The sequence below is a fragment of the Acinetobacter gerneri DSM 14967 = CIP 107464 = MTCC 9824 genome, from assembly GCF_000368565.1.
In the GTDB taxonomy this organism is placed as follows: domain Bacteria; phylum Pseudomonadota; class Gammaproteobacteria; order Pseudomonadales; family Moraxellaceae; genus Acinetobacter; species Acinetobacter gerneri.
In genome coordinates, this window is record NZ_KB849538.1 from 176,340 (window position 1) to 187,500 (window position 11,161).

The 11,161-nt window shown below is 40.2% G+C and carries 6 protein-coding genes, 2 tRNA genes and 3 rRNA genes (1 of these 11 running past the window's edge); 1 reads left to right on the plus strand and 10 read right to left on the minus strand.

Going from position 1 to position 11,161, the window contains the following annotated elements; translation table 11 throughout:
- Positions 1–70: 70 nt before the first annotated feature.
- The 4 genes from F960_RS21725 to F960_RS04280 all read right to left on the minus strand — a co-directional run bounded on the left by F960_RS21725 (position 71) and on the right by F960_RS04280 (position 4,201).
- Complete coding sequence (locus F960_RS21725; RefSeq protein WP_004858668.1) at positions 71–187, minus strand: methionine/alanine import family NSS transporter small subunit; 117 nt, start codon at positions 185–187, stop codon at positions 71–73.
- Positions 188–199: 12 nt separating this feature from the next.
- Positions 200–1,678: a sodium-dependent transporter gene (locus F960_RS04270; protein ID WP_004858670.1), complete on the minus strand. Its 1,479-nt coding sequence runs from the start codon at positions 1,676–1,678 to the stop codon at positions 200–202.
- A 266-nt stretch (positions 1,679–1,944) separates the two neighbouring features.
- On the minus strand, positions 1,945–2,523 hold the full coding sequence (locus tag F960_RS04275; protein ID WP_081401776.1) for a DUF1287 domain-containing protein: 579 nt from the start codon (positions 2,521–2,523) through the stop codon (positions 1,945–1,947).
- Positions 2,524–2,755: 232 nt separating this feature from the next.
- Positions 2,756–4,201, minus strand: a complete 1,446-nt coding sequence (locus tag F960_RS04280) for an aldehyde dehydrogenase family protein (RefSeq protein WP_004858677.1) — start codon at positions 4,199–4,201, stop codon at positions 2,756–2,758.
- Positions 4,202–4,331: 130 nt separating this feature from the next.
- On the opposite strand from F960_RS04280, the gene F960_RS04285 reads away from it, so the two are divergent.
- Positions 4,332–5,081, plus strand: a complete 750-nt coding sequence (locus F960_RS04285) for a TIGR04219 family outer membrane beta-barrel protein (protein ID WP_004858679.1) — start codon at positions 4,332–4,334, stop codon at positions 5,079–5,081.
- A 374-nt stretch (positions 5,082–5,455) separates the two neighbouring features.
- Here F960_RS04285 and F960_RS04290 read toward each other — a convergent pair whose 3' ends face one another.
- The 6 genes from F960_RS04290 to F960_RS04315 form a co-directional block, all read right to left on the minus strand.
- Positions 5,456–7,051 (minus strand): Na/Pi cotransporter family protein, encoded by a 1,596-nt coding sequence (locus tag F960_RS04290; RefSeq protein ID WP_035372787.1) that lies wholly within the window; start codon positions 7,049–7,051, stop codon positions 5,456–5,458.
- A gap of 197 nt (positions 7,052–7,248) precedes the next feature.
- Positions 7,249–7,363: ribosomal RNA gene (rrf, locus tag F960_RS04295) — 5S ribosomal RNA — on the minus strand.
- Positions 7,364–7,533: 170 nt separating this feature from the next.
- Positions 7,534–10,424: ribosomal RNA gene (locus F960_RS04300) — 23S ribosomal RNA — on the minus strand.
- 392 nt (positions 10,425–10,816) lie between these two features.
- Positions 10,817–10,892, minus strand: a tRNA-Ala gene (locus tag F960_RS04305).
- 55 nt (positions 10,893–10,947) lie between these two features.
- A tRNA-Ile gene (locus F960_RS04310) sits at positions 10,948–11,024 on the minus strand.
- A gap of 60 nt (positions 11,025–11,084) precedes the next feature.
- Positions 11,085–11,161, minus strand: a 16S ribosomal RNA gene (locus F960_RS04315); it runs 1,463 nt beyond the window's last position.
- Together the 16S, 23S and 5S rRNA genes with 2 tRNA genes alongside form the textbook arrangement of a ribosomal RNA operon.

Sequence of the window (11,161 nt, forward strand, 5' to 3'; positions counted from 1 at the left end):
GATCCTAGAACATAAAAAAGAGCCTGAATTCAGGCTCTTTTTTTATTTTAAAATGATGATTTTTTCAATATTAATCATCTACATCGGTCGCTTCTGGATGACGAATCAAATGTATAACCGACCACAATAATCCTCCCCACAATAAAACCATGGATAAAATCATCATATATAATGCTGAATTATTCATATTGTTTTGCTCCTAGCGATCGTGAACTTTAGACATTAACAATGCACCTAGTGCACAGAAAATTACACTGCCCCAGCCAAACCAACCGAGCAATTGACCTGAATAGGTGTCATAACCATTTTGGATCAAGGCAAATAACGCAAGCAAAAGCGTAGAAAGCAATACCACAGGTGTCACGATAGTTAAGGTAAACTCCCAAGCGCGACCAAGTTTGATGGTAGAAATGTGATTAACATGCGCCTCAAGTTCACGCATCAAGCCACGTTTAAACCATGACACCATGATGATTGAAACTAAAGCACCAGAAACAATACCCAAGTTATTGATAAAGTGATCAATAATATCAACAAGTTTAATCGCATTTGTACTCGAAAATAAGAAGATCGAAACAACTGCACTACCACCACCGATGACGCTCACCGCTTTCTTACGGCTCCATTTCATCTTGTCTTGCATCGCTGCGATTGGTACTTCAAGGATACTCACCATTGAAGTAATCCCCGCAACAAAAAGCGAAGTGAAGAACAAAATACCGAATAACTCAGCACCCGCACCTAAGCTTGAAATGATTTTTGGGAAAGCAATAAAGGCTAAACCAATACCACCACTCACCACTTCTTGAACAGGTTTACCCGCACTAAAAGCCATAAAACCAAGCGCTGCAAATACACCAATACCTGCAAGTAACTCAAATGAAGAGTTGGCAAAACCAACAATCAAACCAGATCCAGTCAAATCGGTTTTTGGTTTGAGATAAGATGAATACGTCACCATGATCCCAAAACCAACAGATAATGAGAAGAAAATATGACCATAAGCTGCAAGCCATACTTTATAGTTCATCATTTTTGACCAATCAGGTGTAAAGAAAGCATTTAAACCTTCAACCGCACCTGGTAAACGGACCGCTTGAATAACCAAAATGGTAAATAACACCATCAACAACGGTAAGAAAATTCGGTTAGATAACTCCACACCTTTTTTAACACCGCCATATAAAATGACTAAAGTCAAAATCCAAATCGCAACAATCGGCCAGAACAAATGTCCAATGAAGCTAAAATCAAATCCTGCTGCACTCGATGTTTGTAAATACGTCTTAAAGAAGAAAGCTTCAGGATCAGCCCCCCAAGATTGACCTAGTGAGAAGAAAATATAACTTCCTGCCCATGTCAACACGCCCGCATAGTACAAACCGATGATGATACACACACAAACCTGCCACCAACCCAGAGTTTCAGCAGGTTTAAAAAGTTGCTTATAGGCTTTAGGAGGTGAACCGATACTGCGGTGACCTACCGCATAGTCTAAAAATAAAAGGGGTAAGCCGGCTGTTAAGAGAGCAATCAAATAAGGGACTAAGAATGCGCCCCCACCATTTTCATAAGCGACATAAGGAAATCTCCAAATGTTTCCCAAGCCGACAGCTGAACCGACTGCTGCAATAATAAAACCAGATCTTGCAGACCAATTTTCTCGTTTTTCTGTCATATAACACCTAAAATCATAATGCCCTTTGATTACTTTTGCTTTTTTTTAAAATTCAAAGAAATACAAGAGCGATGTTCAATTTCCTTATTGTTTGAATAATAGATGATGTACTGTGACATCTTATACTGATTTCAAACAAGCAAAGCTCGTAACAATTCTGACGAGTTTGCTTTTATGACACCACAATACCTGTTTTTTAAGATATTTTCCCCAATTAATCACGACTTTTAATATTCTTTTAAGTCATTTTTTTATAAAAATGAATTTTAATGCCATGAAGTAGGTAAACGATAATGTCCGATAATTTTATATTCATGCAAAATGTCATTTTCACGCGTTCCATAACCAATATTATGAATCACCAAAGGTCGATTTGAAAAAGTGGTTTTTTTATCTGAAATAATACCAATATGTACCAAGCCCTTACCCAAATCCCAAGTCACGATATCTCCAGCGAGGTATTGATCATCTTTAGTGCTAAAACCTTGGCGTTGAAAATAAGTCATAATATTGGGCACACGTCTGTGATCAATATTTTTATCAGTTGACTTCAGTCCCCATTTTTGTGGATATTGTTTAAAATTCTTTTGCATATCCTCATGAATACGCTGTTGTAAATCAATATGTTGCTTCCGTAATGCACGGATCACTACATCCGTACACACGCCTTTGATTATAGCGACATCTCCGTTCGGATAACTTAGTTTGGTATAGGCTGGATCATAAAGTAAGGTTTTGCCGATTTGAGAGCGGGCATCATTGACCAGCTGATTGGGTTGAAAAGCAAAACTTAAAATAGAAATACTGAGGCAAATCAAGCCAAGAAATAGTTTTTTTATCATCATCATGATCACTTTGTCGGATTATTTGGATGTCTATCTATAAAATAAAAAATGAATAAATATCAGTATTGATTAAATTTAATACCAATGCAAATCACAGCATTATTTTAAAATATGCAGAACCATATTTTATTCAATAAAAACTCAGATCATTGATTTATTTAAAATAAATAACGCGACATAACAGCTTTAAATGTTAACCAGACCCAAGTTTCTATTGATCAAATCATCGTGTTTATTGTTTTATTGCCAATAAACGTTCTTCTTGCATATCCCGAATCGCAGAGTGAATCCCCTCGCGACCAATTCCCGAATCTTTAACGCCACCATAAGGCATATTGTCCACTCGGAATGTAGGAATATCATTGATAATGACACCACCGACTTGTAAATGATCCCATGCATACAGCATTTTATTGAGATTTTGCGTATAAATACCTGCTTGAAGCCCATAACGACTATCATTGATACGAGCGATGCCCTGCTCAAAATCTTTATACTTTTCAATCATTGCCACTGGACCAAAAGCTTCATTTTGATAAATTTCCAATTTATCATCGACATTTTCCAGTAAAGTCGGCTCAAACATTACACCATTTAATGCACCACCCACTAAAATTTTTGCACCCTTTTTCTCTGCTTTATCTAGCCATTTTTTTAAACGAATTGCTTCTGCTTCCTTGATCATCGGACCCACCAAGGTCGTATCTAAACTTGGATCATCTGCTTTGATTTTTTTAAGTTTTGCCAATAGTTTTTTCTTAAATTCACTATAAATATCAGCATGGATTAACATTCGTTGGATACTAATACACACCTGACCTGCCTGATTGTATGCACCCGAGATGATACGATCGAAAAATGCATCCGAAAGTTCCGTATCAGGTTCAATCAATACAGCCGCATTTCCACCCAACTCCAAAGTCACTTTTTTCTTGCCTGCACGATTTTTCATGTCCCAACCCACTTGATCAGAACCGGTAAAACTCAGTAATTTAAACCGTTCATCTGTAACCAAAATATCAGCATGCTCTCGCTGACAAGGCAATACAGAAAATGCTCCTTTAGGTAAATCCGTTTCTGCTAAAACCTCAGCAATTTTCAAAGCTGAAATTGGCGTTAAACTCGCTGGCTTCAAAACAAAAGGACAACCTGCTGCAATCGCAGGTGCAATTTTATGCGCAGTTAAATTAAGAGGAAAATTAAATGGGCTAATTAAAGACACTGCCCCAATCGGAACATGTTGCACCATGCCACGGAATGCTCCCGCTGCAGGCGTGATCGCAAGTGGGATCAGTCGACCATTTTCAATCTGGGTCACTGCATCAGCTGCTGTTTGAAAAGTGTTAATCAAACGCTCAACTTCAGCTGTAGCAGCAGCTTTGGGCTTACCCCCTTCAATGATCAACAATTCAACTAATTCTTCACGTAATTCATTAAATCGTCGTACGCAGTGCAACAGTATTTTTTGCTTTTGAAATGGTTTAAGTGCTGCCATTTCTTTTTCTGCTTTGACTGCCGAACTAATGGCTTTTTCCAGTGTTTTCGCATCTGCTAAAGCCACTTTTGCATATAATTTCCCAGTATATTTATGAAATACTTCAAGCCATTGACCAGTTTTGGCCGTTTTATTGGCAACATAAAGAGGGAATTCGATCACTGTATCTACTTGTTTATTCATTTTGTCCTCAAATTTTCAATTTTAATAATGCAAAATCAAATCAACCTCTATATCATGCGCTCAAATGTTCACCAATTAAATATTTTTAAGTAACAAGACCATGCCTTAGTGGATTGGGTTAGAGGGAATGATGAAAATTTCAAAATGTACATTACTTACGACAACTTTTTTGTTGAGTTGCTTTACTCATGCAGACTTTATAGGCTTAAAAGGCGATGTAAATTATTGGTATTTTAATGGTTCTATTGATAACAAAAATAATTCTAGCCTGTCCAACTCTACGGGAAACGATAATTTATTGCTCGATCCCTATGCAGGACTATCAAATAAAAATGACATAAAACATGATGGTGCAATACAAGCCTCTATCGCATTTGAACATCCAATTCCGCTCTTGCCCAATATAAAAATCAAATATACCGATCTAAATACAAGCACTAACAATGGTCAATATGCCTCAAATAAAGTTGATCTAACCAATACCGACTATATTTTATATTATGAAATACTCGACAATATTGTTAGTGCTGATATTGGTTTAGGTATGGCAAATATTGATGGAAAAATCAAACAATATAATGCCCTACAATCATTCAATTCATCACTTTCTGACAATGCACCTATTGCATATGCATCTGTAGGAGCTAAATTACCATTTACAGGTTTAAGTGCCAAAGGTGAAGTGGTTGTTGGAGCAAATAGTGATGTGACATTAACTGATGTCCAAGCTGAGCTACAATACGATTTTGTTCAAAGTATGCTGTTGGATGTTGGAGCAAAAGTCGGCTATCGCTACATGTATATTGATGTTGATGAAAATAAAACCAAATATAAGCTGGACTTTAATGGGCCTTATATCGGTTTAAATGCGCATTTTTAATGATATACAGCATTCAATATGATGCAAATTTTGTGATGATGTAAGCAATTTCTTACAAGTTATGCCGAATTTTGCGTATAGTCAGAATAGCTCGATTTTTATATTATGAACTCATCAGGGAACAGGAAGTTTCCAGTAAAAATAAGAATAAATATGACAATAACGCAGGATGCGAAAGGTAGGACAGGAGTTATACCTTATAACCAATACGAAAACCCCTCGACAGGATGTCGGGGGTTTTTCATTTATATGCTTCAATTTATTTGAACATCTATATTTTTATAAAATTCACTCTCTAAAATGAATAGAGTCTATTGGCATATCACAACTGAATTGCATTAATAAAAGCTACTTTATTTGCAAATTTACAGCTTTCATTCTGTTTTAATTTGATACTTTTCACTTAATACTTTTGCTAAACGCTGACTATGTTCAATTAAACGATCTAACCATCTCTGAGCAGCAAACAACTCCAAGCTATAAGCTGCATTTAACTGATGCTTTTGTGAATAATGAACAATATCATTCCTAATTTCAGATCTATGAGCTTCATTCCATTGTTTTAAGTTATTTAAATCAAAGTCTAAATCTTGCATGTTTTTTGCAGATATAAGATCTTGTGCTTCTTTTAAATGATTATCCAAAATTTGTACATAATCCAACGCTAAATGATAAAGCGAAGGTTCTGTACTCATTTCTGCATAACTTGTCATCGAGCCTAAATCACTTCTTAGCACACGCAAATAGACCATAATCCGAAGCAGATATATTAGATTCTTCTGCTCTTTTTCATTTTCTAAAATCGGGATTTCACTCAAATAAAACTGTAATGCCAAAATATATTCATCAATTTTAGCGAGCTGATCGTTTGAAGGCCGAATACTTTCTTGGATCATTTTTTTGATCATGGAAAGTACGTCAAAAATACAGTAATTCATCACTTTAGAAGCTGCATTTATTGCTAAAGCAGGAACAGACAAACTGGATCGATCCAACATTTGCAGCACTGATGGGGAATGGTCTGGAATCAATCGTGTAATCAAACTTTCAATTTGCTTTAAAAATGGAATAAAAATAAAGATTCCCATCAAGCTAAAACAAGTATGAAAGGCAGCAACCAAAATAATATTATCCCAATTCGATACATAAGCATTATTTTTATAAAGCCATAAAAATGCAGGCATCAATATAAATACGGCAAATACTGCAGAAATTATTTTAAATATCACATGAACTGCTGCTGTTCTTTTGGCATCAACAGTTGCACTTAGTGCAGCTAAAACTGATGTAAAAACTGTTCCTATATTTAGCCCAATGACTAGACAAAAAGCCTGCTGTAAATCGATCGCATTACTTGCCAAAGCAGCAATTGTTGCCGTTACGGCTGCACTTGAAGATTGCATCAATATTGTCATCACAATACCAATCACAATAATCAGACATTGACTGAGCAAAGTATCACTAGGATATTGAGCAAGATTTACTTTTGAAGCAAAGTCAGACATCGCTATTTGCAAAATATCGATACCAAAAAAGATCAGCCCAAATCCAGCAATCGTCAATCCCAACAAAGCCAAACGGCCTTTGGCAAATAACTTTAAAATCGCTCCGATTGCAATTAAAGGTAAAGCAATCTGAGCAATAGAAAACTTAACCCCAAGAAATGCCACCATCCAGCCTGTGCTGGTGCTTCCTAAACTTGCCCCAATCACAACACCTATGGCATGTACAAAACTTAAAACACCGGCACTAACAAACCCAATCGTTGCCAAAGTCGTCGCTGTCGATGATTGAACAATGAGTGTAAGTACTGCACCAGTCAAGATTGCCTTAAAAGTTGAACCTGTAAATTTTGAAAGCCAAACACGAATAGTTTCCCCTGCCATTTCTTTGAGACTATCGGTCATCAAAGTCATGCCTAGTAGAAACAGCCCTATGCCTCCGCATAACTGAGTTATTGTTATAAACATCACATCCCCGTAAAAGTTTTTATTTTAGTTATAACAATATATAAATCATGAAAATAATCTAGTTTAGAAAATGCACAACACAACCATGTTTTAAAAATAAAGATAATATGAATCACATTATTTACAAAAAAATATAATCGTTATTTTCAGGCAAAAAAAATCCCCCAACCATAAGATTGAGGGATTTTAGAATAATGAGCTGGCGATGACTTACTCTCACATGGGTAACCCCACACTACCATCAGCGCGAAGAGGTTTCACTTCTGAGTTCGGGAAGGGATCAGGTGGTTCACTCTTGCTATTGTCGCCAGCACAACTGTTATGGTGATTTCGGGTTTTACGTAGTCTTGCTACTTCCTTACTCTCTATCCAAATGAGTTATTAACAGAAGGCTGTTTAAGTCTGAATTTTAAGTTTTAGCATTAACTAAATCAAGCATTTTGCATTGAATTTATTGAAACATACAACTGTTTGGGTGTTGTATAGTCAAGCCTCACGATCAATTAGTATTGGTCAGCTTCACACGTCACCGTGCTTCCACATCCAACCTATCAACGTCCTAGTCTCGAACGGATCTTTAGAGGACATAAAGTCCTAGGGAAATCTTATCTTGAGGTAGGCTTCCCGCTTAGATGCTTTCAGCGGTTATCCCTTCCGAACATAGCTACCCGGCGATGCGACTGGCGTCACAACCGGTACACCAGAGGTTCGTCCACTCTGGTCCTCTCGTACTAGGAGCAGATCCTCTCAAATTTCCAGCGCCCACGGTAGATAGGGACCGAACTGTCTCACGACGTTCTAAACCCAGCTCGCGTACCTCTTTAAATGGCGAACAGCCATACCCTTGGGACCTGCTTCAGCCCCAGGATGAGATGAGCCGACATCGAGGTGCCAAACACCGCCGTCGATATGAACTCTTGGGCGGTATCAGCCTGTTATCCCCAGAGTACCTTTTATCCGTTGAGCGATGGCCCTTCCATACAGAACCACCGGATCACTAAGACCTACTTTCGTACCTGCTCGACTTGTGGGTCTCGCAGTTAAGCGCGCTTTTGCCTTTATACTCTACGCGTGATTTCCGACCACGCTGAGCGCACCTTCGTACTCCTCCGTTACTCTTTAGGAGGAGACCGCCCCAGTCAAACTACCCACCAGACATGGTCCTCGCTCCCGATTAGGGAGCAGAGTTAGAACCTCAACATTACCAGGGTGGTATTTCAAGGATGGCTCCATGGCAACTGGCGTCACCACTTCAAAGCCTCCCACCTATCCTACACAAGTAAGGTCAAAGTTCAATGTCAAGCTGCAGTAAAGGTTCACGGGGTCTTTCCGTCTAGCCGCGGGTACACTGCATCTTCACAGCGATTTCGATTTCACTGAGCCTCTGCTGGAGACAGCGCCGCCATCATTATGCCATTCGTGCAGGTCGGAACTTACCCGACAAGGAATTTCGCTACCTTAGGACCGTTATAGTTACGGCCGCCGTTTACTGGGGCTTCGATCAATAGCTTCGCTTGCGCTAACCACATCAATTAACCTTCCAGCACCGGGCAGGCATCACACCCTATACGTCCACTTTCGTGTTTGCAGAGTGCTATGTTTTTAATAAACAGTTGCAGCGGCCTGGTTTCTGTGGCTGTCATCAGCTCAAGGAGCAAGTCCTATCACCAACAACAGCGTACCTTCTCCCGAAGTTACGGTACCATTTTGCCTAGTTCCTTCAGCAGAGTTCTCTCAAGCGCTTTGGTCTACTCGACCTGACCACCTGTGTCGGTTTAGGGTACGATTCCTGTTTAACTGAAGCTTAGAGACTTTTCCTGGAAGCTTGGTATCAGCCACTTCGCTAGTAAACTAGCTTGCTATCAGATCTCAGCATAGAGCACCCCGGATTTGCCTAAGATGCATGCCTACTTCCTTCCACCTGGACAACCAACGCCAGGCTGACTTAACCTTCTCCGTCCTCTCATCGCATTAAACAGAAGTATTGGAATATTAACCAATTTCCCATCGACTACGCCTTTCGGCCTCGCCTTAGGGGTCGACTCACCCAGCCCCGATTAACGTTGGACTGGAACCCTTGGTCTTTCAGCGAACGGGTTTTTCACCCGTTTTGTCGTTACTCACGTCAGCATTCGCACTTCTGATACCTCCAGCATACTTCTCAATACACCTTCATCGGCTTACAGAACGCTCCCCTACCACTTGACTTAAAGTCAAATCCGCAGCTTCGGCACATAGTTTTAGCCCCGTTACATCTTCCGCGCAGGCCGACTCGACTAGTGAGCTATTACGCTTTCTTTAAAGGGTGGCTGCTTCTAAGCCAACCTCCTAGCTGTCTATGCCTTCCCACATCGTTTCCCACTTAACTATGATTTTGGGGCCTTAGCTGGCGGTCTGGATTGTTTTCCTCTTGACTACGGACGTTAGCACCCGCAGTCTGTCTCCCGGATAGTACTCATAGGTATTCGGAGTTTGCATCGGTTTGGTAAGTCGGGATGACCCCCTAGCCGAAACAGTGCTCTACCCCCTATGGTATTCGTCCGAGGCGCTACCTAAATAGCTTTCGGGGAGAACCAGCTATCACCGAGTTTGATTAGCCTTTCACCCCTATCCACAAGTCATCCCCTGGCTTTTCAACGACAGTGGGTTCGGTCCTCCAGTTAGTGTTACCCAACCTTCAACCTGCTCATGGATAGATCACCCGGTTTCGGGTCTATACCCAGCAACTATACGCCCTATTAAGACTCGATTTCTCTACGGCTCCCCTATGCGGTTAACCTCGCTACTGAATATAAGTCGCTGACCCATTATACAAAAGGTACGCAGTCACCGAACAAGTCGGCTCCCACTGCTTGTATGCATGCGGTTTCAGGATCTATTTCACTCCCCTCACAGGGGTTCTTTTCGCCTTTCCCTCACGGTACTGGTTCACTATCGGTCAGTCAGGAGTATTTAGCCTTGGAGGATGGTCCCCCCATATTCAGACAAGGTTTCACGTGCCTCGCCCTACTCGTCATCATAATGTGTGCCCTTTCGTGTACGGGACTATCACCCTCTACGGTTGCACTTCCCAGAGCATTCCGCTAAAACACACATTACTTAATGGGCTCTTCCCCGTTCGCTCGCCGCTACTGAGGGAATCTCAATTGATTTCTTTTCCTAAGGGTACTGAGATGTTTCACTTCCCCTCGTTCGCCTCATAAACCTATGTATTCAGTTTATGATACCTACCTTATAGTAGGTGGGTTTCCCCATTCAGAAATCTCCGGATCATAGGATATTTGCCGCCTCCCCGAAGCTTATCGCAGGCTATTACGTCTTTCATCGCCTCTGACTGCCAAGGCATCCACCACATGCACTTAATTACTTGACTATACAACCCCAAACAGTCGTTTACATTCTACAAGTGAATGTCAACGTGCAAACTTAATTGCTACAGCTTGTTGTCCTGTGAACTTAATCACCGTACAGCTTCAATTTAATTCATATACCAAAACGCTTGATTCAGTTAATTTGCTAGTTCTCAATTTCACCAAACAGTAACAATTGCTTGCTACCTTCTAGTAAAATCAAGTTTGAACAATTTATTTCAGACTCAAATTTGCCAATCTGTTAATGATTTCTCTTGCCTTCGTCAGGTCAAGAAACTGTGATAAATCACAGAAGTTAACAAGATGCGTATAATACGCCAATCTCTCATTAATTTCTATAATCTATATACTTAATCGCTTGTTTTTTAACATATTCGTCAATGTTGCAAATATGTGGTGGAGACTAGGAGAGTCGAACTCCTGACCTCCTGCGTGCAAAGCAGGCGCTCTACCAACTAAGCTAAGTCCCCAGCTTAAGATCTCGATATATCTTCTTCTCTGTCGCTTTTTTCAGCTTCGTAGACTTGGTGGGTCTGACAAGACTTGAACTTGTGACCCCACGCTTATCAAGCGTGTGCTCTAACCAACTGAGCTACAGACCCTCAGATACATCAATGAAGAACAACTTGTTGTGGATTCTTGCCAGCCAATCATCTTTTCGTTAAGGAGGTGATCCAGCCGCAGGTTCCCCTACGGCTACCTTGTTACGACTTCACCCCAGTCATCGGCCACACCGTGG

Excerpts from the sequence above, each read along its gene's own strand:
- F960_RS04270 (WP_004858670.1), bottom strand. The coding sequence starts at position 1,678 with ATGACAGAAAAACGAGAAAATTGGTCTGCAAGATCTGGTTTTATTATT.
- F960_RS04280 (WP_004858677.1), bottom strand. The coding sequence starts at position 4,201 with ATGAATAAACAAGTAGATACAGTGATCGAATTCCCTCTTTATGTTGCC.
- F960_RS21725 (WP_004858668.1), bottom strand. The coding sequence starts at position 187 with ATGAATAATTCAGCATTATATATGATGATTTTATCCATGGTTTTATTG.
- F960_RS04285 (WP_004858679.1), top strand. The coding sequence starts at position 4,332 with ATGAAAATTTCAAAATGTACATTACTTACGACAACTTTTTTGTTGAGT.
- F960_RS04275 (WP_081401776.1), bottom strand. The coding sequence starts at position 2,523 with ATGATGATAAAAAAACTATTTCTTGGCTTGATTTGCCTCAGTATTTCT.
- F960_RS04290 (WP_035372787.1), bottom strand. The coding sequence starts at position 7,051 with ATGTTTATAACAATAACTCAGTTATGCGGAGGCATAGGGCTGTTTCTA.